This window comes from Sulfitobacter sediminis, from assembly GCF_040811725.1.
GTDB lineage: Bacteria > Pseudomonadota > Alphaproteobacteria > Rhodobacterales > Rhodobacteraceae > Sulfitobacter > Sulfitobacter sediminis.
The window spans coordinates 1-25,401 of sequence record NZ_JBFNXX010000032.1; the positions used below are offsets into that span (position 1 = coordinate 1).

Genomic DNA, 25,401 nt, shown 5'->3' on the forward strand with positions numbered 1-25,401 from the left:
TGAACAGCGTCACCAACGGGAGCAATGGCACGGTCGTCATCAACGGTGACGGCACGGTCACCTACACGCCGGATGCCGACTTCAACGGCACCGACAGCTTCACCTACACCGTCTCCGATGGCAACGGCGGCACCGATACCGCGACAGTCGATGTCACCGTTGTTCCAGTCGATTTGACGCAAGCGCCAACAGATCGCTCACAGCTCAACGAAAGCATAGATATAATCGAGAATGGTCAGACCCAAAATTTCTCCAAGGAGGTTGACGGGGGTACCAATGGCGAGGCACTGCTTCAGCTTCTTATGAAAGGCAACTATGGTACAGGCCCTAACGCAGGTATCGAAATTACGGTAGCTGGCACTGTGCTCGGCACATTTGCACCTGCAGCTGAAGTAGTCGGTGCAGGTGTTACGGGCCAACTTGATAACTCTACTGCTGTTTCAGGCTTCACCGGCGAAGTCCTTGCAGTTGAAAATGCGAATGGGAACCAGTTTGATATAACTTGGAACCTAAATATCACGCTATCTTCCACTTTCTGGAGCTCAATCGCGCCGGATGGAACGGTAGACATCGACATGACGCTGACTAACGAACCTACTGCCGGAACACCTGGCGATGGTTACTTTTTTGGATACCGTCTTGTCTATGATGACGCGACGCAAGACCCGCTGGTGATTGACCTCGGAGAGGATGGGATTTCGTTTCTGCCGGATGCGGTCAACTTCGATCTCAATGCGGATGGCTTGGCAGAGCGTTCTGCTTGGACAAATGGTCAGGACGGCCTACTGGTAGTAGACTTGGATAAATCCGGCAGCATTGAGAGTGGTCGAGAGGTTTTCTCTCCGTTTTTCGGCGAAGGTGGGTTCGCGACCTCGCTGGATGCACTAGCCACTACCTACGACAGCAATCGCGATGGTGTGGTGGACTCGAATGATGCGGGGTTCGGCGACATCCACGTGTGGATCGACACCAACTTGGACGGAGTCTCAGATACAAACGAGCTTCGATCGCTGAGTGCCTTGGGGATCGAGGAAATTGACTTGGCAGTTCAGCGCTCTGATACGCTCATCGACGGGCAACTTGTCAGTGCCACCGGCAAGGTCACTTTTGAGGATGGCACGACGCGAGATTATGTCGAGGTGACGTTCGTAAGTGTCAACACCGATGAGGTTATATATGATGAGGTCATATATGATGCGAACGGCTTAGCATTTACTGCGTCAGACTCAGGAGAAGGTAAAGCGCTAGAAATTGGTACTGTCGACCAATCCGCTTTGAACAGCTCAGATGGTATTGTTGAAGTGGACCTTGGTGCAATCCATGAGTTGGCACCTGAGTTGCTCGCTGAAACCAGTACGATCGACCTTGCCAACGGTCAGAGAAACGCCCTGCTTATCGAAGCCGAGGAACTACTGCGTTTGGTGGAAGGGAACCCGCAAGATACCAACGAGGCAATCGACATCCGGATGGATGCGTTCGACAGCGTTGGCGTTGAGGAATCGTCCAATTGGACCCTGACAAAGGTCGGCGAGAACGCTGTTCAAATGGAAGGATTCGGCGGCGACTTCGCCAGCCTCGGCGTCTTTGCGACCCTTACGTTTATCACGGAAGAGCCGACCCAGGCGTGATCGAAGGCATAAGGGCCTTTAGCGTCAACGGACTTCTTGGGCCTAGCCCGCTTTCGGTGGTTCGGGGGCACCGCTGAAAGGGCCAAGACAACTGGACCGATGCGACGCCTGGAACACATGGTTGTAAAGCTGTGCGACCCACTGCTTCCCTTCCATGGTCTGTTCAAGGTGCCTTATGGCGGGCCCGATCAAGGGCTGGACCTGCTGCCAGAAGAATGTCGGAAACTGCTCCATCAGGTCCATCGGCGTCTCGTATCCGAGTTTCTCGGCAAAGCCGGTTTCCACGAACTCGTGAAAGAGCCCCGATATCTTTCGATGATAGAACGGGTCGGCGATCTGACCAATCAGGTCGGCGGCCCGCACTAGCGCGGGCTCGCTGTCGGTACAGGCATAGTCGGCTGTCTTGGGTACCGGAAACCTGGTGTAATCGATCGCTTGGACGATCCGCTCTTCGTCAATCAGATTGGATTGCGAAAACCTCTGGCGTGCATAGATTTTCCCACGGTCGACATGATGGGGTGCCAGAATCGCGTCCGATGCACCGCGCGGCGGGCAAATCGTGTCTCCAGCCTCGTTGATGATGATTGACGTCGGGGTGTCCCCCTCGCAAATATCCCGGCAATACCCGATATCATGGACCAGAAGCGCGACGATGAAGTGCAGCCAGTCCTCAGGTCTGACGGACCTTGTGATCAATTGACCGCGAATGATCTGCTGACCGACAAGCGTGACCATCATCGTGTGCTCGGAATTGTGATAAAGCGCGTCCGAATTGCCCAGCCGTTCCAGGATCATCCGCGCGCAGCCGTCGATGAAAGCGGCATATTCAGCTTTTCGGCCCGAGAAGTATTGAAGATAGGTTTGAGCCAGATGCTCGCCAAAGCTGGCGGCGACAACTGCCGTTGGGTTGAACATAGCTTTTTCTTCTTCTGTCTCTGATGCTCAATCTTTGCATATGCTAATTAGGATGTCAGCATCGACCATTGGCGGCGCAGAAATAACACCACGTCCTCGGACACTAACAAAACAAGCGTGTCGCTCACGCTGCCGTCAGTGTATTTGCAATCGCCTGCAGAATAACCGCGTTGGTGTTCAAATCAGTATAAGTCGAGGTCACGCGGCCGCTCTGACTGAAAATGCTCGAGGCAAAACCACGCGTCGTGCGGGCTTTTGCGCGGACATATCTCAGTAGCTTCTCAGAGTACGCGTGTGGTTTATACGCAGCCCACAGATAGGCCGCCTTTGAGCTGATCACGAGGTTTTCATGCCAAAACGCACGATTGGCATATTGCGGCTCATATCCAACCGTGTCGAGTGCCCAGGTGCGCCGCACTGCATCCATCTGCAGCCCCTGATAGGTAAACCAAGGTGCTCTGTCGATGGGGCCTTCTGAGACGGCAATGAGACGACCCGTCTCTTCGTGATCTTCCAGCTGGGCGGCAAAAAGCACCTCGGCCAGATAGGCACTTTCCTTTGACATCCCCAACTCCAGTGCTTCCAGCAACAAAGGCTCCGCACCAATTGGACCAATCCAAGACACCCGCTCGAGAAGCGCCATCTGATCATCGTAGGCAGAGCGCCCCTCAAAGACCTCATAAGGTGAGGCAACCTCTATGCCCCAACTGCGAAATGCGCGCGCTGCATAGTGGGCACTATGTGATCGATAAGCCGATCTCAGCTCTCCGTCCGTGACAGAATGTACTTCGCCCCTAACCACAATCTTCTCCAAGTCCCAGCTTTCAACCAACGCGTTTATCTGGTCTTTCATCCCAAACGACCGGCTCAAGTTGACGAACGCGGCCAAAAGGCGGCCCGCGTCGCTGCCGTCGAAGTTCTTGTTGCCCCACTTGTGCCGGTCCACACGCAGCCAGCCTTGGGGGAGAAGTCGGCCTTGAGAGCGACGACCGCGAACCTGTCTGAGGATCTTTCCAATGCTCTGCTCAAAACCCGCCGAGCTCACCAGGCCAAGCTGCCGTGCCGCAATCAGTCCATTGATGTGACTCCCAACATCCCACATGGTCACGGTCTGATGCACTCGACCATTCACGGGAGAGAAGTTCATAGTTGCAGGACACAGTCCTGTCTCTCGAAGGGTGTTGTCCTCAAAATAATTCCAGGCAATTCGGGCATCTTCCAAAAGTGCCTGCCGCTCTGCGTCCGCTGTGCTCACGCGGCGCATCCGTCTCCGGGCCAGGCTGGCAATTGTGCGTCGCTGACGTTCGATCTCCGCACCTTGAGGGGCAATCAGCTGACCCAGAAACTGTACCGATACGATCTGTGTGACCCCGTCAGATGCAAGCGCAATCAGCTGGTTCCGCAAAGCCCGCCGTGCAAAACCATGTTTCAACGCCTGAGGTCGAATAGAGATCACAACATCGTTTGTCTTGCCAAGCACTGGTGCAAATGTGGCGGCCTCTTCCGGCGATGCGATGTCAATGCTGGGCAGCCAAAAAACCCCACAGGCGTCGAAACCGGGTGTTAACTGCAAGGCATCTCCAAACGCCAGGCTATGCCCCGGAGACAAAAGATTTGGACCAGCCCTCAAAGACCGCACAGGCTTCCGGCCACAGGCCCTCGTCACCTGATCGAGTTCTAGAGGGGCTTTGGGGTCGAAACCCTGAGTAGAAACAGGCAGCCAATAATCCGTTACTCGCCCGGCATCAAAGGTCCCTGGCTTCTCTCCGATACTGACCAGAAGACCCTCTTGCCTCAGATCGCTTACGAAGTCCTCAAAGACCGCCCCGTCAAGCGCATCGTCCTGCGCAGGGCGTGTCAAATGGACCGCAAGGTATCGCCGGAAACCGTAGTGATCCCGCAGCTGCAGATCAGAAATCAGCTGCACCGAATTCCGTCCCGTACGTTCCGATGCAAGAAGCTCCTCCGCAAATTCAGTTGCGCGCGCCGAGATTTCTTCGACAGTCATGGTCTCCAGATCTGCGGCAGAGAAATACAAGAGCGCCTGCGTGGCATCGGGGCGTGTGTGTGTCTTCGCCACGGCCTGGCTGCGAAGATCGATTGCCTTGCCACCAAAGAGCCGCACCACACCATTTGGCCAAGTCTCCGAAGAAACCGGCCTCTCTTCATCCGGCAGTGAAAGCACTGTGCGCACACCGGCCGATCTGACCCCCATCGGTGATTTAGGTTGCGGAAGATCTCCGCAGGCCACAAGGCTTGCCCAAGACTTCCTGCGTTGAAGATGGACTACAGGCGCTAATACGCTGTTAAGGCCAGCATACGCGTCCCGCACAGCTCGTCCTTGAAAATAGGAAGAGCGCTTCGAGAGACCGGGCACAAAGGGGATGATCTCGAACCCTTTGCTCTGCATCGCATAGGCTGAAAGCAGGCTGGAGAGGCGATCATCGAGCGTAGGAGCGCGCCCCGCTTCCGAAAGGAGCGAGACGACACATGAGAAGGGCAGGCCTTTTTCAACAAAGACATCACAAAGCGCCATCAGATGTCGGACAGACACGCCTGGTGTGACATCTCTCACCACAAGACAAGTGACGCGGTTATGAAATCCGAGCACCTGTCCTCTTGTCACGGACGGGAGGGTCGCAACCACGGCAGCAGAGCCTAGAAGAAATCGACGTCTATTCATGCGGCTTTCTCCGAATGCAGCAGGTCCTCCCCGTGGCGTCTGGTCTTGCCCCAGGTGGCGAGTGTTCCAGACAGGGCGCGCATCAGTGCCCGAAAGACCGTGAAATAAAGGATCGGGCGATAGAAGATGCGTTGGAACGGCCAGATGAAGATCAAACTCTTCTTTGCCGTGCGATCGGTCAGCACAGCATAGGCCGCAATCATGAATTCAAGGGCTGGCAGCGCCAGATAGGCCCAGATCATCTCGGGAGCAACTGTCTGTGCAGCTTGGCCAACATCTCCAGACCAGGAACCTGCGATCAGATGATAGCCAAGCATGAGGACAAACAAATCTGCAACTGGCGCCAGAAGAGGGAAGAGATAGCCAAAGATGACCATGTCGGGAAGTGAGACATAACCGACACCCCGTCCCTCCAAGATGGCCCCTTTGTGCTTCCAAGCCGATTGGAACATACCCAAAGACCAACGAAGGCGCTGCGCCAAAAGGGTGCGGAGCGTCTGAGGGGCTTCCGTATAGGCCACGGCACGCTCGTCATAGACAAGACGGTAGCCAACCCGATTGACGGCAATGGTCACGTCGCAGTCTTCCGTCAAAGTATCTGAGCAAAAGAGCCCCGCCTTGCGCAAGGCGGACGTCCGCCAAGCGCCGATCGCTCCCGGCACCACAAGAATGCCATTGATCCTGTCAAAGGCCCGTCGCTCAAAGTTTTGAGCCGTGACATATTCCAAGGCCTGCATCTGCGTGAGGAGATTGACCCGGTTCCCCACGACAATTTTCCCCGCGACCGCACCGACCTTCGGATCTTGAAAGTGTGCCGCCATCTGCGTAATCGCATCTGGCGCGACCTGCGTATCGGCATCGATGCAGACCGTGATGTCAGCATCTAGCGACAAGATTGCCCGATTGAGAGCACTCCACTTGCCCTGGTTGGGATGGGAAATAACACGCACCGCGGGCTCATGCGCGAACTCAAGCACTTTGGTCAGGGTCCCATCCGCAGAGCCATCATCCACCACCACAACTTCCAGAAATGGATAATCGCTCGTCAACACGCTCTCGATGCATTTGGTGATGGCTGCTTCTTCATTATAGGCGGGAATAACAACGGCAACTCTGGGGTGCGGACCGCTAGGAAGCGCGCTGTGGCGCCGACGACAAGCGGAAAGCACCAGAACCATCAACGACCGGCAGAGACCAATCACAAGTACCACCCAGAAGATCAGAACAAGCCCCGTCATCGTCCCCGACGCAAACGCAAAGGAAAGCCGATCAAAAAACGGTTGAACCCCTGAGACGGGCGGCATGAGCACATCACGATCCATGTCTAAAGCGCTCGCAACCGACATAAATGTATAGCCGCGGGCGCGCAGCGCTGAAATGATGCGCGGCAGGGCCTCTACAGAGGCGGTGCGGTCTTGCCCCCCACCATCGTGCAAAAGGATCACATTGCCCGCGCCGGCCTCTACTTGTTCGATCACGTAATTGACGATCTCGTCACTGGAAAGGCCCAGCCAGTCTTTTGGCACAACGTCCATGCCATAGTTGATCTGTCCGCGCGATTGCGTCGTCACGAGAGGCTCAACGCGATTGGCGCTGATGGGGCCGCCGCTGCGCAGGAAAGGCTCACGATAAAGTGTGGTTGTGCGCCCCGTCGCAGCGGCAATCGCACGCTCCGTCATTTCGTGTTCGAGATTGGTACGTGAGGCTGAAATCAGATCCATGCGCGGATGAGAAAAAGAATGGGTCCCAATTTCGTGACCCGCATCAACGATCTGCCGGGTAATATCGGGATGGGTCATGACATTCTGACCCAGCAGAAAGAAGGCAGCGGGTGTGTTGGTCTTTTCGAGTATTTCAAGAATATCCGGCGTGAAATCCGGATGAGGTCCGTCATCAAAAGTCAGAACGACCTCTCCAGGCTTAGGTTTCCCGTAACGAGTCAAACGATAAGGCGTGGGATATGCCTGATAGACTTGCGCCTCAATGAGGTCTGTCTCCGAATTGACCTCAAAGGTACGAAATCCCAAGGTCGCACGCTTAAGAACACGCAGGGCAGGCCCCACCCCCGCATAGTCGACAAAGCGCTCAATCATAACCCCGGATAGCTCAGGCGTGTTGAGACGATCATGTGTGCGCTGACCCTTGAGGAGATGCCAAAGACCAGGGTCTTCCAGTCCAAGTGACCAAATCCCAACAGCGTTAACGCCAACACCTTCCAACATCGAGAGTTGGTTAAAAGCAGAAGCCGCGTCCTGCAGCCAGATGGTTTGGCGCACACCCGCATTGTTCTCAAAGCTCGCAACGCTTGCGGAGAGGTCCGCTTGAAAAGTCAGCTCGGCCACTCCATCAGATACCACCGCCAAAGCCTCGCCGTAGGAGAGGCGCCTCGGAAGGGGGACTCCCGCTTCCCAACTGGCCCCGAACATCCCCAAAGCGACAACCAACCGATCAGGGCCAACAACCGATATCACCTCCTCAGCCGTCTCGAGGAACCAGGTGTTTTCGCTCAGAGGAGAAGGAGATGATCCAACCCAGGGCTCATAGAAGAATTTGACGATGACATGATCAAATCCCTGCGCACGTTGCGCCTCAATCCACTCCCTGTCGTTCCCGCTGACAATAAGACAGGAACGCAGCCCCGCCTTCGCAAGGGAAGAACGCATCTCATCCAGAAAGGCTTGCCCCCCCTCACGGGCGTCTTGCGGGAACTGATCCAAATCGAGGCAGGCGCCGGACACCCTGAGACCCCGAAGAGTAATGATGAGATCAGAAACCAACGTCGCCCGTAGTCCTTTATCTGCAAGCTTGGCCATGAACGCCGTGTCAAATGGCCGAAGGCTGATCTCTACGCGTGGCATGAGTTTTGGGGGGGTCGAGGTGCCTGCGCGAAATGCCTCGACAGGCATCCGCGTATCGTCGCTCACAAGCTTGACCGCGACCCCGTCAGGTTGTTCCTCCAGAGAGATCCAATCCGGCACCAGGACATCAATACGTTGACAGCTCTCTTCAAGCGACAGATGCGCCCATTCCAAAGAAGCGGGCAGATGCGCAAAAACCTGGAACGCTCTCGATGGGCCAGACTGAGCTGCCGCCGACCGGTTGGCGACGCAATCCCCTGCCCCTGGGTGTCGTGCCTCAAGGAGGTGTCGATCTGAGGCCAGAGGAGCGGGGAAACGCGCACTTGATGCTGCATCACTCTGCGGGGCCGCGGCTGTCGCCAAACCATAGCCCCCAGGCTGCGCGCCCGCAAAAAACAGGAATATCCAGACAACGAAAAAACCAGTCAGGAGAGCAACGCTTTGCCGCCATCGCCTTTGTCGACGTCGATCCGGGTCGCTGAAGACGCCTTTCGCTGAGGCGCTCCTCTCTAGGGGCTCATAGTGAAACACAAATCGCTTTACAGGCATCGGCGGACCCTGCCAGCACATCGCAAGAGCAGCCTTTGGTCATGTGACCCTGGAACGCTGACTGTGTCATGCGAGAAAGACACGAACGAAACCTGTGCGTTGGGTTACCGACTACAGGCAGATCGGCAACATTGGGCCCCCACCCAGTGTCTGCACATGTGCTTTGAACGCGTTCAGCCTAGTGAACCCTGGCCTGCTTGGTCAAATTCTTTACGCATTTCACGCCAATTGTTGCCGCATTGTCGGGGGTGGACAAATGATCCGGTCGAATAGCCGTCATTGTTTCCAGAACTTAACTTGCTACCTTGCGGACGGAACGCGTGGTGATTCTGGAAATCCGCTGAGTGCGCTCGGATCGCGCTGAGCAGTGTTTGGCTCCAAGCTTCGAAACAAAATGCGTTAGAAGCCCCTTACACTAGGAAAGGGGAGTAACCCCCTGTAATCGGATGCTTGTTCTCGCTAATCGCAGCAACAGCTCTTTTTGCATTTTCTTTTGGGCTATGATGGATCTCGAGAACCCTGAAAACATCGGTCACAAGCTCCAGAAAAGGGCCGCTCGCTTTGCTCGTGTTCGGGTCGTCGACGATATTGGGCCGGTCCTCGGACAAGCGGTCAAAGGCGATACCGGTCACCCAAGCAACCATCACGGAAGTATCAGTCCGAGGCTTGCCGTTTGGTCGGGAAACCCAAGGTCCAGTGGACTGAACTGCCTCCTCGACCACTCGAAAGCCTCTGGCCATCCGGTCAACTTCGTTCTCAAATCGCTCCAAGAACAGCGTTCTGTTCGACGAGAATGATGCCTCTGGATCATGTTCATACCGTGCCTTGAGAAAGCTGACTTGCGTATCAGGATGCAGCTTGCCGACAAGTTCAGCCAACTCCTGCATCAGGCGACCTATTTCTTCGAGAGTGCTCAAGTCGCGGGCAGTCGCCATGTGCCGCTCTAGCGAAAACTCATCTTTTCCATCGAGTACGACTGCAAGAGCGATACGCAAGCTTTCAGCTTCAAGGTCAGACGCCAGTGCATTTGGGAAATGGCTTGCCAATACCGGCAGGAGTACAGCCTGAAAGGCCTTTGTGCCCTCGCTCATGCCTGCCCAACCACCTTTTCACCCACTCCTTCACTACCATCAAGGCAGTCGTTCCATTCCGCTACCATATTGCACCTTAGGTCAACCCATGGAGCCCAGTTCACCGGCAGAGCTTTGGGGCCCTTCTAGTCTATATCAGTTTGCAGGGAAGTGGCGTAGCGATACCGGGTAAGCAGCGGTCTTCTCTCCCAAGAACCACCAAGTCTTGGCCGGTCCTATGCCATTACAGTGGATAAAACGAAGGCCAATTTCGGGCGCCATTACATCTCGAACTAAGGCGCATTGCATGGCCTATGCCACCATAACAGTTGTTAGTGTCAAAGATCTTTCGCACCTTTGATTTTAGGTGACGACGGCTCCGTGGGTTTGATCCGCGAATAGCGGTGTCACATTCATGTACTTTCGGGTGGACCATTGGGTGCCCGCGATGTGACGTAGTCGGGCCGAAGCCAGGTTCAGGCAGAACTTCCCCGTCCGGGAAAGCGCCGATCAAGCGGGTGCGCCGCCTGATCTCCCTCATGATCCGCTCCAGTGGGTTGCTCGTGCTCAGCTTGATCCAGTGGCTGTCGGGGAATTGTTATGACACTCCGCCGTCGAAACCTTCTTCAAGACAATTAAGGCTGAGCTGATTTGCACGCGGTCATGGCAGACGCAACGGCAGGCTGAAGCAGCCGTCTTCCAGTACATCAACGACTTCTACAATCCGCGCTGTCGGCACTCAGCACTGGGCTGGAAAAGTCCTGTCGCCTTCGAACGGAAAGTGGCCTAAACGAGAACCAGGTGCGGCACAAGAACGTGACAGGTCCCCTTCGCGTTCTTCGAACGGAATGAGCTCTACAAAGAGAAATCCAATTGATCCAACTGTCCAAAAAGCAGACGACGTCCTGCGTTACCGCCCAACAGCCTCATAGCTTTCAAAACCAGCCTGGCTAGCAACCGCTTCAGAATAGATATTGCGCAGGTCCGCCATGCGGGCGTTGGCCATACCTTTTGCCAATCTCTGCAAGTCTAGCCCTCGGAATTCGTTCCACTCTGTCAGGATCACCAGAGCATCAGCCTGCTCCGCAGCACGATAAGGGTCCTCAAACCAATGCACACCCGGCAAAAGCGCCTCACCTTCGCGACGACCCTGCGGATCAACAATCCTTACGGTGGCGCCCCCGCCAACCAAGGCGGGAACTATCTTAAGGGCTGGCGCCTCCCGCATGTCATCGGTGTTTGGCTTGAAGGTTACTCCAAGAACAACAATCGTTTTCCCATTCAAAGAGCCCGCGCAAAGGTCGACGATCTTCTCGATCATCCGCTGCTTAATCTCTTCGTTTACCCGGATCACTGTTTCCACGATTTGCATGGGAACCGCATTTTCCTGACCAATGCGTGCCAATGCGCGCGTGTCTTTTGGAAAACAAGAGCCGCCGTACCCAGGGCCGGCGTGTAAGAACTTATTGCCGATCCGTCCGTCCAACCCCATCCCTTTGGAGACCTGCTTCACATCTGCACCCACCCGCTCGCAAAGGGCAGCGATTTCGTTGATGAAGGTGATCTTGGTCGCCAGAAATGCGTTGGCGGCGTATTTGATCATCTCCGCGCTTTCCAGATCCGTTATCACAAGTGGGAAGTCACGCCGGTAAAGCGGTCGATAGATCTCGGTCATAACCTCCGCGGCCCGATCGGTCTCGGTTCCTATCACCACGCGATCCGGCTTCATGAAATCTTCAATGGCCGCGCCTTCACGCAAGAACTCCGGGTTGCTGGCAACGTCGAAGTCCAACGCCTGATTGACAGCGACAATCCTCTCTTTGACCTTTCGGTTCGTTCCCACAGGCACCGTCGATTTGGTGACCACGACAGTGTAGTCCTCGAGAACGTCAGCCAGCTCTTCCGCGGCCGCGAAAACATAACTCAGATCTGCATGGCCATCGCCCCGCCGCGTTGGGGTGCCGACAGCAATGAAGACAGCTTGCGCACCTGAAACGGCTGACTTCAGATCACCAGTGAAAGTCAATCTTCCGGCTGCAATATTTCGCGCCATCAACGCATCAAGCCCCGGCTCATAGATCGGCACTTGGCCGTCCTGTAGTCTCGCAATCTTGTCGGCATCCTTATCAACGCAGACGACCTCATGTCCGAAGTCTGAAAAACAAACCCCCGATACAAGGCCAACGTAGCCAGTTCCAATAACCGCAATGCGCATATACGTACTCTCAATGATGGATGAAAAAGAAGTTGAGCAAGTGCCTTTCTAGGTCACGTTGCTAGAGGTCATACTGCAAAAGCGCAATCTGCCTGACCGTGCTTTCCCGCATTTTCAAAGCTCAGTGCAGCCTGTGTGGTGCCCCACGACGCTCACCAGCTTCCGCGTCCGCCTCGTCAAAAGCCTCATGCACAATTGACAGAACTTCCGTTTCCGCAACGCCATTGCGCATCAGACCGACCACCAATTCAAGGATCAGGCGGTCGCTGAGACAATCAATGCAAATCCCTTTGGCCTGCGCCCGTTCCGCAAGCCCCAAGAGTTCGGCCTCCAAGAACTCTTCAAAAGGGGCGTCGCCCCAATGATGTCCATCATGCTGCACCAGAACACCCTCCCTCTCGCTGTCGCGATGTGACCGCCTGATGTCGGCCCGCAGAGCCCAATTGACGTCAAAAGCCTATCAAAGCAGAGCGGTCCTGTCCAAACGTCCTCGAACGATTGCACTGCATGCTTATCCAATCGCACAGTAGAGAGGGAGCCGACGAGCCAAGTTAGGTTGCCGAGACCGAGATGTCCTGAGGGCCTGCTGCAGACTAGAAGTGTTCTGAATAACCGAGCATGGCAAGCAGCTGAGCCACACCCATCAGCGGGGGACCGAAATCACCCGGTACGGGTTCGGGAGATTCAGGGAAGGCGCTCGCAGCTTGCGCTGGCCTCCTTGTTCCAGTTGTACTCCGTTCCGTTCTTCCAAAGCGTCAACATAAGCACGGCGATCTTTCGGGCGGTGGCAGCGGCGGCCTTGCTGCATCCGCGCCGCTAAGCGCACGGCCCAGGATTTCAGTGCCGAGAAACGCATGGTCTCACGAAGCACAGGATGCGGCCTGCACGATCTCCGCGTTTCAAGATGTGACCCGGCCAGTCCATCTCACCCGACTGATATCTTCGCCGTGTCAGTCCGAGGAAGGCGCCGACATCGGACGTCTTTCCGAACCTCTCTGGATCATCAAAAAAGCAATGAAGCCGAGCGATACGACCGAACCAACGCCGCGAATGGTCATCAGGCGTTGCGCGACCGGTTGCTGATCAGCTTGTTTCTTTATGATCGCGTCGCGTTCGGCGGAGCCCTTGCAGAGCGTGGCATGTACCGCGATGAATCCGTCGGCAATCACGCAGAGCACCGTGCATGAAACTGTTCAGTGCGCTTTGGTTCTTGGATTCGCGGCACACGCTCAGGCATTTTGGAGCGACCGGTGCAATTAGGAGGAAGCAAACGTGACAGGCCGCCTTGTGTAACCTGTTCGAAACGCTTGCCTCAGGCTCTAGGTCATTATTCGCTGTACTGAACATCATGGGCTAGAGAGCGGGCGAATCCATCATTGGTTATCTAGATGGTTTGACAGCGCCGATAGTGCGCTTGAAGCCAAGATTGCCCGAAGCTAATCTCAACCGCCAATGTTGACCTTGCCAACTAGTTTGGCTCCACTTTCAGTCGTCATCGTTCTTGATGAAACATCGCCTTTGACGGTTGCAGTTGAGGCGACGCGCAAATCTTCGCATTTCAAAGAACCTTGGTAGCTGCCTTCCAGGGAAACGGAGGTAGCGGTTAAAGCTCCGTCAATAGCTCCACGCTGATGGAGAACGACCGACGCGGCGACGACATTGCCGAGCACTTTGCCTTTGACCTCAACAGTACCCTCTTTTGATGTGATATTGCCTTCCAACGTTAGCTCTTCTTCGATGACAGACGTCATAACAGCGGCTTCCTTCCAAAATTAAAATTGACAGCGCAAATCGGTTCTCACCCTAAACACAACATTGAAACTTGCGCTATCTGCTTTCGGCCCAAAATCTTGCAATGATTGACCGCATCGAACGACATCCTTGCGGGACTTGGCGCCATTTTGCGACGAGGGCTCTGTAAACCAGATCGCATTCGCTTGGGACGCTCCCCAAAAAAACACCCGAGTTTGCAAAACTGAACCGATAGGGCATGCGCGCACCAATAGTCCTTGTCAGCTGTCCGGTAGAAGCCACAACGCATAGGCCGCTGCGCGGAGATCGTGTCGAAAAACTCAGCAACCCGTAAATCGCGACGCAATATAGGAACCATCGTCCTGTAGGTGCCGCCTGAGCAAACCCCGTTCGCAGACGGGCGCATTCGCGGAATGATTTTCCGCCATTTCGCTTGTTCGTCGCGGAGCACCGACTTTCTTAACACTATCCGGACATAGCAGTCATTGGTCAGGTACCCTCTCACATCGCCCTCCCTCCTTTCGGCACTGGTTCAGCAATCCGCTGCATCGCCTGGACCGAACAAGCGCGCCATGGAGAAGCCTCCGTTTTTTCAAACTGCAGTCGAGATACCGACTGAATTCAGCTGTACCCCTCTTGAGACGCGAATCTTTGTCCGTGCGGGCAGGATCGTCGGGCAAGGGCCTCGGCGTGCGGGAGGTGGGCAATGTTTAATGTCAAGCGATTGACGATGATGGGTGCTGCGATGATCCTCATGGGGACTGTCGCCGTGGTGTCGTCGCGTTTCCTTCCAGCAACCGATGCCATGGCGGCGATCCGGCCGGTGACCAGGATACCGACTTCCGTTTCTGTGGCCCCGCTGCATGCTGCAGATCACTACAGTGTGCTGCGGCGTTTTTCCGGCCGGATCGAGCCCAATCGGACCGTCGACATCGCCTTTGACGAGCCCGGTAGACTCGCCGCTCTCCTCGCCGATGAGGGACAGTCCGTGGTTGCCGGGACCGCGCTTGCAAAACTCGATACCGAGTTGCTTCAAACCGAGCGCTTTCGCCTTGTCAGGCTGCTTGCAACCGCCAACGAAGAAAGACGCATTCTGCAGACCTCGCTCGAACGCGAAGAGAGCCTTTCGAAAAAAGATCGCACTGCAATGAGCACCATCGACCACCTTCGCATTTCGCTTGCACAGGTATCAGGACGCACGGCCGATCTGGAAGGACAGATCACCATGCTCGAGGCTCGTATCCGGCGAGCGACGCTGTTTTCCCCTTTTTCTGGAAGCATTTCCCAGCATTTCGCCGATTTCGGAAGTTCTTTTGAAGCAGGGCAACCGATACTGCGTTTGATCGAGGACGGCCCTCGCAACGTCAGGATCGGCATTGACGCGAAACTGTGCCGCGACCTTTCGATTGGCGATGAACACGATCTGCTGATCGGGGCCGAACTTGTTGCCGCCCGGATCACCGCGATCCTCCCAGACCTCGATCCCGCGACCCAGACGCGAACCGTACTGTTCGAACTGCAGGAGGATCCCGTGATCATCGCCGGAAGCGTGGCGACGGTGCAGATGACGCAAGAGATCGCCGCCAGAGGTGCGCAGGTGCCGATCAGCGCACTCCGCGACGGCTCGCGGGGCCTTTGGGAGATCATGGTCGCACAGCCAGATGGGGATGCTCACCGTATCGCGGTCGAAGCTGTCGAGATCCTGAATGTCAATGACGAGACCGCCTTTGTTCGTGGGACCTTCGATCGGGACGCCCTTCTCGTCACCGAGGGGCAGCACCGCCTGGTTCCAGGCCAAACGGTATCGCCGATCCGATGAAACTGGACCTCACCTATCGCCAGCCCCGACTGCTCGTCCTGATGATTGCATTGATTCTGGTCGGGGGCCTGTCCGTTCTGACCACCATCGGCAGGCAGGAAGATCCCACGATCACGAACCTTTATGCCATGATCAACACGCCCTACCCCGGAGCAGAGGCAAGCCGTGTTGAAGAGCTTCTCACGATCCCGATTGAGGAACGCCTGCGCCGGATTCCCGAAATTGACCTGATCGAGTCGACGTCCTTTGCGGACATTTCCGTTATTTCTGTCGAGCTGATGGCTTCGGTCGACGAGGACGAGATAGAGCGCATCTGGGCCAAAGTACGCGACGAGTTGGAAGACGCGCGCCCTAGCTATCCCGAAGGAGCAGGCCCGAGCGAGGTCGATACCGATTTCGCCAACACGTTCGCGGCAATCATCGCGATTTCGGCCGCACGCCAGGACATTCCGCCCGGGATCCTTGGCCGCTATGCGAATGCCCTCTCGTTACAGCTGCAAAACGTATCGGGCACGAGCAACATCAAGACATTCGGCATGCCGAAAGAGGAAATCCGCGTAGAAATCCCGCCTGCAACGCTCGCGTCGCTTGGCCTTACGGTTGCCGATATTGCAAATGCCATCACGCAGGCTGATGGGCGAACAAGGGCAGGCCGCCTAGCCAATGACGGCCTAAACATGCAGTTGAATGCGCCCGAAGCGATAACAACGCTTCAGGACCTATACGATGTGGATCTGCGCGCGGGCACGGATGCAGCGCTCCACCTCGGGTCCGTTGCAGAAATCTCGCGCACCGTAGGCGATCCGGCGCAGACCCTTGCCCTTCATAACGGCGAGGATGCGGTCCTCGTGGCCGCTCGTATCGAGGACGGAGAAAGGATCGACCGCTGGATCGGGGATATCCGCGCAGAGCTCGCCGCTTTCGAGGCCGCGGCGCCGGATGGGCTCCGCATCGAGATGATCTTTGACCAGAGCCGCTACACCAACGAACGGCTGTCCCAGGTCGCCTGGTCGCTCGCCATCGGACTGGTCCTTGTGGTTGCGATCCTTCTCGTCTCGATGGGCTTGCGTGCAGCCCTGATCGTGGGCGCAACGATCCCGCTGGTCGGTCTCGCGACAATTGCCAGTCTCTATTACGTCGGCGTGCCGATCCACCAGATGTCTATCACCGGACTGATCGTAGCACTTGGTCTGGTGGTCGACGCCAATATCGTCATGGTTGACGAGATCATGCGCCGGATCGCGGCCGGTCAGTCGCGGGCAGCGGCTGTCAGCGGATCGGTCCGCCGGCTCGCCGCACCTCTTATGGCCTCGACGCTGACCACGGCGTTTGCATTCATGCCGATGCTCCTGCTGCCCGGTGCACCGGGCGACTTCATCAGTACCATCGCCATCGCGGTCATCCTGATGTTGGGCTGGTCGCTCGTTATCGCGCTGGTGATTGCCTCCGGTCTGGCAGGACGGCTCTTGCATGAGCAGCGGGAAGATACGGCTACGTCCGCCTCGCTTGATTGGTTCGCCGCAAGCCTCGGCTGGGCCCTTTCGAACCCACGCCTGTCCCTGCCACTTTTCCTGTCGCCCGCGCTGCTGGGGTTTGTCCTTGCCCCCACGCTTCCCGCGCAGTTCTTTCCCGGCGTGGACCGCGACCAGTTCCAGGTCGAAATCCACATGGCACCTGGCGTTCCGATCGAACAGACACGCGCAGCCGCCAAGGCTGTGGGGGACGCCCTGCGCGCCGATCCTCTGGTCGAAGGTGTGACCTGGATGGTTGGGCGCGGCATTCCGGTATTCTATTATAACGTGCTCAGTCAGGAGGGCAGCACGCCCCATTACGCCCATGCCATGGTCGTGACCCAATCACCTGCCGCTACGCTTGACATTCTCCGGCGGGTCCAGGGCACCCTCGGCGCCGATATCCCCGCGGCGCAGGTCGTTGTGCGCCGGCTGGTGCAGGGCCCACCCGTCACGGCTCCTGTCGAGACCCGGCTTTTCGGCCAAGATGTCGCGGCCTTGCGAAAGACGGGCGAAGAGATCCGGCGCATCATGACCGGCACCCCCGGTGTTGTTGGAACCCGTGCGTCTTTGTCCGGTGGGGCGCCCGGCGTGATCCTCGAGATCGACGAGGCCCGCGCCGAAGCTCTCGGTTTTGAGAATGCCACGGTTGCCGCCCAGATCGGTGACTTGCTTGATGGGCGCTTAGGCGGTGCCATACAGGAAGGGGAAGAGCAGATACCCATTCGGGTGTTGGCGGCCCAGGAGTCACGCCAGAGCATCAGTGCCATCGGCGATCTTTACCTCATACGACCTCATGCTCGGGGGGGGGACGGCAATGCCTTCTCTGCCACGCCCCTTTCCAGCCTCGCCACGATCCGCCTCACGCAGAAGGAAAGCGCCCTGTTCCGCCGGAACGGCGAGAGGGTGAACATCGTGCAGGCCTTTACCGCTGCCGATGTTCTGCCGCAAAGCGTGGAAGCCGACCTTCTGGCACGGCTTGAAGCGGCCGGGTTTACCCTGCCTACTGGTATCAGCATGCAAACCGGCGGGGACAGCGACGCCCGCGACCAGACCATGAAAGACCTTCAGGCCTCGCTAGGCGTGATCATCGTTCTCGCGATGGCCACGGTTATCCTCACCTTCGGATCTTTTCGCCTCGCGGCGATTTCCGGGATCGTCTGCGTGCTTTCCGTGGGTTCAAGCCTTCTCTGCCTTTCTCTCACGGCTCAGCCTCTAGGCATCATGGCCAATATCGGAATCATCGGTGCAATCGGTGTGTCAATCAACACAGCGATCATCGTCATAACGGCCCTCCAGGGCGACCTGCGCGCGCGCGGGCAGGATATGAAGGCCATCGTGCTGGTCACGAGCCGCTCGGTGCGGCATATCAGCTCGACGACGATCACCACCTTCGCCGGTTTTCTTCCGCTCATCTTCGCGGGTGGGGGCTTCTGGCCGCCCTTTGCTGTCGCAATTGCAGGTGGGGTGCTTCTTTCAGCAATCATATCGCTGGTGGTCACTCCAGTTCTCTTTGCGGTGTTCTGGGCATCGCACGACCGCATGTTCGATCACCGTCTCGAAAATATCGCGGCATCCCCTGCCGGTTAGATTTCATCATGCTGGTCCGTGTGGACGTGTACGGATCCCGTCTTATCGCAACGGTCTGTTGGGTCTGGTTCAGGATTACGATTGCTAAAGTAAAACCGGCTTCTTTGAGCGGCCCAGTGCATTGTCACCACGAACCCTGATAGATCTCCGCCTGCCAGGTCCCAATCAGACCATCAAGCTCTGGCGCCGAAAACCACCTTGGGGGTAGTCACATCATAAAAAGCACGGAAAAACCCTCATCGCGCTGCCGCCCGGCCGAGATCTACCGTTCCGCCAAGAGAGCCGCAACATAAGCTTGCATTTTGATGGCGTTGTGCCCAATCCTCAAAAGAGCCACGTCCAAAAAAAAGCACCACCTCTCAGGGAGGCCAAAGCCTATGTTCTACGAACGCCCCCAGACAATCGAAGATGCCGTCGGAATGCTGGCTAGGAATGTCGATAATGCCTTTGTCCTTGCAGGTGGGACTGACCTGCTGGTCCGGATGAAACGCGATGATTTCGATGCTGATCTCATCGTTGATATCAAGGCAATCAGGGGCATGGCTGAGATCAGCGAGACCGATGGCATGTTCATCATCGGCGCTGCCGTCCCCTGCGCCGCCTTGGGCGAACACCAGGCGCTTAAGGCCGCCTGGCCGGGTGTCGTGGAAGCCGCAAACCTGATCGGATCGACGCAGATCCAAGGTCGTTGCACGATCGCAGGAAACCTCTGTAATGCCTCCCCGGCCGCCGACAGCATTCCGGCCCTTGTTGCCGCAGGCGCACGCGCCAAGATTGTGGGGCCCGACGGATCGCGCACCGTCGCGGTGGAAGAAATCCCAGTGGGCCCAGGCAAGACGTCCCTGAAGCCAGGTGAACTGCTGGAAGCAATCGAGCTCCCCAAACCGCCCCCCCATTCCGCCGATGCATACCTGCGTTTCATTCCACGCACAGAAATGGATATCGCCGTCGTCGGTGCTGCCGTGAATTTGACGCTCGACGCATCTGGCACGGTCAAATCCGCGCGGGTCGCCCTGGGGGCCGTGGCCCCGACCGTGGTCCTTGCCGAAGCGGCTGCTCAGGCGATCATCGGCACGAAGCTTGAGGATGACGCGCTCGATGCTCTGGCTGCCGCCTGCTCCGCCGCCTGCAACCCCATTGATGACAAGCGCGGCACCACCACCTTCCGCAAGCATGTCGCTGGCGTGTTGGGAAAACGTGCGGCCCGTAATGCCTATGACCGCGCAGGAGGTGCCTGATGTCTGCAATAGCTGTTTCCACCATCATCAACGGCGATGACGTCGAATTTCTCTGCCAGCCGGATGAGACGCTGCTCGATGTCCTGCGCAATCGTCTGGGCCTTCTGGGCGCCAAGGAAGGCTGCGGGACGGGGGATTGCGGGGCCTGCAGCACGATCCTGGACGGCAGGGTCGTCTGCGCCTGCCTCGTCCTCGGTGCCGAAGCGGAGGGCCGCACCATCGAGACCATCGAAGGCATGGCGGAAGGCAAGGAATTGCACCCCCTGCAGCGGAAGTTCATCGAACATGCGGCCCTGCAGTGCGGCATCTGCACGCCGGGTTTCCTGGTGACCGCGAAGGCGCTGTTGGAGGTCAATCCGGACCCCACCGAAGCGGAAATCAGGTTCTGGCTGGCGGGCAACCTTTGCCGCTGCACCGGCTATGACAAGATCGTTCGTGCGGTGCAGGACGCCGCGCGCGAAATGAGGGGAGAAGTGGCATGAGTTTCGACGTGACCTTTCAGGAAAAGAAACTCAAATCCGTCGGCACAAGACCCCTGCGCCCTGACGGTGTCGACAAGGTCACCGGACGGGCCCGCTATGGCGCGGACTTCAACATGCCGGGCCAGCTCGTCGCCCGCGTCCTGCGCAGCCCCCACGCCCATGCCCGCATTGTCCGGATCGATACGGCACGCGCCGAAGCCCTCAGAGGGGTCAAGGCGGTCATCACCGCAGCCGATCTGCCTGATCTCACAGATGGGAATGCCTCCCTCTTCGCAGTCCTCGATAATTGCATGGCACGCACGAAGGCGCTTTACGATGGCCACGCTGTCGCCGCCGTGGCAGCGATTGATGCCAAAGTCGCGCGGGCAGCGTTAAAGCTGATCAAGGTGGAGTACGAGGTGCTGCCCCACGTCGTCGATGTAGATGAAGCGGCAAGGCCCGATGCACCAATCATCAACGATCAGGTTTTCACCAAAGGGGTCGAACCGACGCCAGACACGCCCTCCAACGTTGCCGCCCGCTCCGAATTCGGGCACGGCGATGTCGAGGCAGGCTTTGCCAAGGCCGATGTCATTGTCGAGCGGAGCTACAAGACAGAGCAGACCCACCAAGGCTACATCGAACCCCATGCCTGTGTGGCCAGCTGCAACGCGGATGGCACAGCGGATCTTTGGGTCTGCACGCAGGGACATTTTGTCTATCGTCAAACCTGCGCGGACTTGCTTGGGCTTGAGGTGTCGAAGCTACGCGTCACCTCCTCGGAAATCGGGGGCGGCTTTGGCGGCAAAACCCACGTCTGGACAGAGCCTGTGGCCCTCGCCCTCTCACGCAAGGCGGGGCGTCCGGTCAAGCTTGTGATGTCACGCGAAGAGGTCTTTCGCGCCTCCGGACCGACAAGCGCGACATCGATCGACATCAAGATCGGTGCCACTAAGGACGGCAAGATTGCCGCCGCCACCTCAACGTTGCGCTACACCAGCGGCCCCTATGCGGACACCTGGGCCGAGATCGGCGCGATGACGTCCTTCGCCTGCTACGATCTGGAAAACGTCAAGACAGTGGGTATCGAGGTGGTCGTCAATCGGCCTAAGGTCGCAGCCTACCGTGCGCCTTCGGCGCCTATGGCGGCCTTTGCCGTTGAAAGTGCGATCGACGAGCTGGCGCACAAGATCGGCATGGATGCGGTTGAGATGCGCATCAAGAATGCGGCGAAGGAGGGGACAAGAGCCTCCTACGGCCCTGTCTACGGCCCGATCGGCATAGGGCCGACATTGGAAGCCGCGCGCGTCCATCCCCACATGTCTGCCCCCCTGGGCAAGAACCAGGGGCGCGGGATGGCCTGCGGCTTCTGGTTCAACTTCGGCGGCCAAACCTGCACAGATCTCAACATCAGTGCGGACGGGACAGTCACGCTCGCAGTCGGGACGGTCGATGTGGGCGGCGCACGCGCCTCTCTTTCGCTCATCGCGGCAGAAGAGCTCGGTATTGCCTACGACAACATCAAGGCCGTCGTCGCTGACACGGCCACACTGGGCTACAACGACATGACCGACGGCAGCCGTGGCACCTTTTCTTCCTCCATGGCGACAATCTCCGCCGCGCGGAACGCCATTAAGGTCATGCGCGAAAGGGCCGCCCTGATGTGGGACATTCCCGTAGAAGATGTCTACTGGGAAGAAGGGCAAGCCAGGGCCGCTGGGTCGAAGTACGGCAACCTCTCGCCGCTCTCAGTCAAGGATATCGCTGCGGAAGCGGGAAACACAGGCGGACCGATAGCGGGCCATAGCGAACTTGTGGCCGATGGCGCAGGTGTCTCCTTTGCCACCCACATCTGCGATGTGGAGGTGGACCCGGAGACGGGGGCGACAAGCGTCATCCGCTACACCGTAATCCAGGATGCGGGCAAGGCCGTACATCCCGCCTACGTTGAGGGGCAATACCAGGGCGGAGCGGCACAGGGCATCGGCTGGGCGCTGAACGAGGAGTACATCTACGGTGAGGATGGACGCCTCCAGAACCCCGGTTTTCTCGACTACCGTATCCCGGTCTGCTCCGACCTGCCGATGATCGATACGCAGATCCTTGAGATCCCCAACCCCAACCACCCCTACGGCGTGCGGGGTGTGGGTGAGACCTCCATCGTTCCACCGCTGGCTGCGGTGGCCAATGCCGTCTCTAACGCAGTCGGGGTGCGCATGACCCACGTGCCCATCTCCCCGCCCCGCATTTTGGCGGCCCTGCACGACCAGGCGGGGACGTGAAGGTCGAGGTGACCCTCTGGGCCGGACTGATCCCCTTGGCCGACAATCAAAAGAAGGTCTCGGTGGAGGCCACAACAATCCGCGAGCTCTTGCGAAAGCTGGGGGAGCGCTATCCGGGTCTGAAGGACCCAATCAAGAACGAAGTTGCGGTGGTTGTGGACGGCACGATCTACCGCGATGACTGGTCGAAAGAGCTGCCCGAAGGGGCTGAGGTTTTCCTGATGCGCCGTCTTGTTGGCGGCTAGGAACGCGAAAACAGGACTTCCGCGACATAAGAGCGGCCGCAGCAATCACACAATGTCAGATGACGCATAAGCCACGAGGTGCGGTTCAGAGCCTACAAGGCGCAGCACCAAACGCTGGATACCCGCCACGAAATCGCCTTGGATTAGCCCACATATCGAAACAATCCTTCGGTATGTGCGAGATTGTTTAGTGGTGTTCACTGTCATATCTCCGAAAAGCTCTCAGTAATGGAGTATGACGGTGGAGCCTCCGACGTTACTTCCTCTCAGCCCCCTTGGTTCTCCTCCCCACTGAGCCTTGGGGGTACTTTTTTCAAAAAGCTCCTCTTGGGGGTAGGAAAAGCGAATGTCAGGGAAGCTGGTATGTCGTCTCGTCCGCTACTCAGGAACCTGTTTTACTTCTTCTGAGCCTCAAGTTACGTAGGGTAAGGGGCTTGCCACTCGCTGCAGTACCTAGCTGTCCTGTTGTTCGCAACAAGTGAGTGGTTGGGTATCTCCCCTACCTCCTCGGTTGGTTATGCAGAGACTAGCGGGGGAGCATTGCCGTAAGCCTTGACCTCCCAGGATGACGCAACGGCATATTCAAGAGGGGTTGCGCTAAACCATTGAATGGTTAAATTTCTCACCCTGTGCAGCTGCACAGCCCCCCTCGCACATCTGAGCCCTTTCACCAAAAGCTGCCTTGGTAAGCGCGGGGGATCAATACCCGCTACAATCACCGTATTCGATTTGATAAGTGCTCAATTGATTAGCCTGAGCTGATTGATCTGGCGAGCAATTGACGAGAACGAGTCGGAAATCTCTGTGCCTTCAGGGCTGAAAAAGTGGCTCGGAGATGAGGCACAGTTCCGCATGACATTTTCACTATGCTCCGTGGCTTCAAAAGCGATAGCCCAAATGATGATGCCTTCTGCTTTAGCCGCTTCACAGATGTTGTTTAGAAGCAAGTCACCTTGCGCTGCTGTGTAGTGCACCTCGTAGAAGCGGTCTCGATGACGAGGGCTAACATAGTTATTCAGATAGTACTGCAGATTGTATCTCGACCAGTGCAAGACCTCTGAAGCCGAGTTGTAGTATGGTTGCCTGATCCTGCGAGACTGGGTGTTTACGCCATCAGTCATCAGCACAACTGTCTTTAGTGTCTCCTCGTCCGAATAGGCTGCAGGACGATTTGAGAACTCCGAATCCACAACCCCCTGCCCAGCAAGAGAAGAAACAATGTCGTTCGTATTCGGGTCAAGTAAGGCCACTCCCCACTTCATCCCAAGAAATATTGAGGTTTGTGTGCGCGGCTTGAACTGATTGATCTGGCTCTTAATAAACTCGGCGTCCTTACTCAGTGGAATGATCCGCTCGTAGCTGTATCGCGGGCAGACTGTGTCGTAGAGAGTGTTCTTCACGCCAGGAGCCTCACCGGAGTATAGCTTCCACTGAAAATGCTGCATCTGGAAGTAGTTGCGCTCGTCGTTGAGCCCTGTCTTATCGAATTCCTGGTCTTGTATCTCCACACAGTGAGAGTAATCGTGCCGCGGGTTGACAGGGTTTACGTTAAGAAGGTTCAGGATGTCTGGACCAATGTTCACATGCGCTGAGTAGGGCACAAGATTGATAGAGATTTGATTGCCCGTATCTTGCCGAAGAACGGTGTCAATGAAGGTGTTTGCCGCATCCTTCATGTTTTGCATCTTACTATTATGTCTCATTGAGCCAGAAATATCGAGAACCAGCGATATCTCTACCTTATTGATCTTTTCTTCAGCCGTAGAGAGTGCCGGAACTCGCAGCGTTTCCACGCCGAGATAGTCCATAAACTGTGTGTTCATAGTCATTTCAGCATCGACTGTCACTCTTCGAAAGTTGAGACCTTGATCAACTACGATCCCTGAAATCGCGTCAGCAGCGCCTGACTTGGCGAAATAGTCGTTTACAACTGCTTCTGGAGCGAGTTCCTGATCTAAATCAGCGGCTGCCAACACTGCGCGGTCCGCGATAGCCTGGAGCCGGACACGCTCCATCTCATGTCGCATCATGTCGACCCCAATGCCACCAATCATGACCATGCAAAAGATCATGAAACCTGCGAAGATCGTGACCATGCCGTCTTCGTCATGGGCAAAGTCGCGGATTCTACGGCGATCTCCGCCGAGGAGATTTCCTCTGATACTTCTGCCGTCGTTCATCGCCTATCTCCAGTCGGTTCTGAGCCCCCACCCACTGAAGTTGTCTTCCGAGCGCCTCTTATGGGCTCCAAAACTGGCTAGAATAAGGCCAAAGTTCGCCAAGAACCGCCTTTTTGACACGTTTGCGCGGCAGCCTCAGTGAAGCGCCTTCATTCAAAGCATTATGTGAGGTCGCAGCTATGATTCCCGCCGAGCTGCACCCGATTGGATCACAAAGCAAGAATTATTGCCTCCCCAGAACTTGTGGATAAGTCTGCGTATAGATGACCTGTAAGCGGATATTCGCCTTTGTTTTCAACGCCATTCACAAAACGGTTACAATATAGGCGGCCAGTGAATGACACACCGGCTGAGGCCGGTGGCATCATTTGGCGGAATGTAATTCCAGGTACTGCATGATGATGT

The 25,401-nt window shown here is 56.9% G+C and carries 18 protein-coding genes and 2 pseudogenes; 8 read left to right on the plus strand and 12 right to left on the minus strand.

Annotation, left to right across the window (positions count from 1 at the left end; genetic code table 11):
• On the plus strand, nucleotides 1–1,628 hold a 1,628-nt coding region (locus AB2B41_RS21180; protein ID WP_367879827.1), incomplete at its 5' end, for an Ig-like domain-containing protein.
• A 42-nt stretch (nucleotides 1,629–1,670) separates the two neighbouring features.
• Here the strand turns inward: AB2B41_RS21180 and AB2B41_RS21185 are convergent.
• From AB2B41_RS21185 to AB2B41_RS23905, 5 genes and pseudogenes are all read right to left on the minus strand, one after another.
• Nucleotides 1,671–2,543 (minus strand): hypothetical protein, encoded by an 873-nt coding sequence (locus tag AB2B41_RS21185; RefSeq protein WP_367879828.1) that lies wholly within the window; start codon nucleotides 2,541–2,543, stop codon nucleotides 1,671–1,673.
• A gap of 124 nt (nucleotides 2,544–2,667) precedes the next feature.
• A complete protein-coding gene (locus tag AB2B41_RS21190) occupies nucleotides 2,668–5,169 on the minus strand; it encodes a DUF3131 domain-containing protein (protein ID WP_367879829.1) in 2,502 nt (833 codons plus the stop codon).
• Between the two features lie 53 nt (nucleotides 5,170–5,222).
• On the minus strand, nucleotides 5,223–8,258 hold the full coding sequence (locus tag AB2B41_RS21195) for a trifunctional glycoside hydrolase family 18/polysaccharide deacetylase/glycosyltransferase family 2 protein (protein WP_367879830.1): 3,036 nt from the start codon (nucleotides 8,256–8,258) through the stop codon (nucleotides 5,223–5,225).
• A gap of 785 nt (nucleotides 8,259–9,043) precedes the next feature.
• Nucleotides 9,044–9,724 (minus strand): hypothetical protein, encoded by a 681-nt coding sequence (locus tag AB2B41_RS21200; RefSeq protein WP_367879831.1) that lies wholly within the window; start codon nucleotides 9,722–9,724, stop codon nucleotides 9,044–9,046.
• 342 nt (nucleotides 9,725–10,066) lie between these two features.
• Nucleotides 10,067–10,298, minus strand: a pseudogene (locus AB2B41_RS23905) (transposase); the annotation flags it as partial.
• Here AB2B41_RS23905 and AB2B41_RS21210 point away from each other — a divergent pair.
• Nucleotides 10,294–10,493: pseudogene (locus AB2B41_RS21210) on the plus strand (IS3 family transposase); the annotation flags it as partial. The pseudogenes AB2B41_RS23905 and AB2B41_RS21210 sit on opposite strands and share 5 nt — an antisense overlap.
• Before the next feature lie 120 nt (nucleotides 10,494–10,613).
• Here the strand turns inward: AB2B41_RS21210 and AB2B41_RS21215 are convergent.
• From AB2B41_RS21215 to AB2B41_RS21235, 5 genes are all read right to left on the minus strand, one after another.
• Nucleotides 10,614–11,918, minus strand: coding sequence for a UDP-glucose dehydrogenase family protein (locus tag AB2B41_RS21215; RefSeq protein WP_367879832.1), 1,305 nt, complete (start codon nucleotides 11,916–11,918; stop codon nucleotides 10,614–10,616).
• A gap of 121 nt (nucleotides 11,919–12,039) precedes the next feature.
• Complete coding sequence (locus AB2B41_RS21220; protein WP_367879833.1) at nucleotides 12,040–12,300, minus strand: hypothetical protein; 261 nt, start codon at nucleotides 12,298–12,300, stop codon at nucleotides 12,040–12,042.
• Nucleotides 12,301–12,755: 455 nt separating this feature from the next.
• Entirely contained in the window at nucleotides 12,756–12,947 is a 192-nt protein-coding gene (locus AB2B41_RS21225; RefSeq protein WP_367879845.1) for a transposase, read from the minus strand.
• Complete coding sequence (locus tag AB2B41_RS21230; protein WP_367879834.1) at nucleotides 12,869–13,087, minus strand: hypothetical protein; 219 nt, start codon at nucleotides 13,085–13,087, stop codon at nucleotides 12,869–12,871. The genes AB2B41_RS21225 and AB2B41_RS21230 overlap by 79 nt, the downstream gene beginning before the upstream one ends.
• A 273-nt stretch (nucleotides 13,088–13,360) precedes the next feature.
• A complete protein-coding gene (locus tag AB2B41_RS21235) occupies nucleotides 13,361–13,669 on the minus strand; it encodes a bactofilin family protein (RefSeq protein ID WP_367879835.1) in 309 nt (102 codons plus the stop codon).
• Nucleotides 13,670–14,376: 707 nt separating this feature from the next.
• Here AB2B41_RS21235 and AB2B41_RS21240 point away from each other — a divergent pair.
• From AB2B41_RS21240 to AB2B41_RS21265, 6 genes are all read left to right on the plus strand, one after another.
• A complete protein-coding gene (locus tag AB2B41_RS21240; protein ID WP_367879836.1) occupies nucleotides 14,377–15,489 on the plus strand; it encodes an efflux RND transporter periplasmic adaptor subunit in 1,113 nt (370 codons plus the stop codon).
• On the plus strand, nucleotides 15,486–18,590 hold the full coding sequence (locus tag AB2B41_RS21245) for an efflux RND transporter permease subunit (RefSeq protein WP_367879837.1): 3,105 nt from the start codon (nucleotides 15,486–15,488) through the stop codon (nucleotides 18,588–18,590). Before AB2B41_RS21240 ends, AB2B41_RS21245 begins: the two co-directional genes overlap by 4 nt.
• Before the next feature lie 377 nt (nucleotides 18,591–18,967).
• Complete coding sequence (locus tag AB2B41_RS21250) at nucleotides 18,968–19,828, plus strand: FAD binding domain-containing protein (RefSeq protein WP_367879838.1); 861 nt, start codon at nucleotides 18,968–18,970, stop codon at nucleotides 19,826–19,828.
• Nucleotides 19,828–20,310: a (2Fe-2S)-binding protein gene (locus AB2B41_RS21255; RefSeq protein WP_367879839.1), complete on the plus strand. Its 483-nt coding sequence runs from the start codon at nucleotides 19,828–19,830 to the stop codon at nucleotides 20,308–20,310. The genes AB2B41_RS21250 and AB2B41_RS21255 overlap by 1 nt, the downstream gene beginning before the upstream one ends.
• Nucleotides 20,307–22,571, plus strand: coding sequence for a xanthine dehydrogenase family protein molybdopterin-binding subunit (locus AB2B41_RS21260; protein ID WP_367879840.1), 2,265 nt, complete (start codon nucleotides 20,307–20,309; stop codon nucleotides 22,569–22,571). Before AB2B41_RS21255 ends, AB2B41_RS21260 begins: the two co-directional genes overlap by 4 nt.
• Nucleotides 22,568–22,816 carry a MoaD/ThiS family protein gene (locus AB2B41_RS21265; RefSeq protein ID WP_367879841.1) on the plus strand — a complete coding sequence of 83 codons (249 nt, stop codon included), beginning with the start codon at nucleotides 22,568–22,570 and terminating at the stop codon, nucleotides 22,814–22,816. Before AB2B41_RS21260 ends, AB2B41_RS21265 begins: the two co-directional genes overlap by 4 nt.
• A gap of 740 nt (nucleotides 22,817–23,556) precedes the next feature.
• Here the strand turns inward: AB2B41_RS21265 and AB2B41_RS21270 are convergent.
• Both AB2B41_RS21270 and AB2B41_RS21275 read right to left on the minus strand, forming a co-directional pair.
• Nucleotides 23,557–24,996, minus strand: coding sequence for a pilus assembly protein TadG-related protein (locus tag AB2B41_RS21270; protein ID WP_367879842.1), 1,440 nt, complete (start codon nucleotides 24,994–24,996; stop codon nucleotides 23,557–23,559).
• A gap of 209 nt (nucleotides 24,997–25,205) precedes the next feature.
• The coding region (locus AB2B41_RS21275) for a hypothetical protein (protein WP_367879843.1) at nucleotides 25,206–25,401 on the minus strand (196 nt) is incomplete at its 5' end.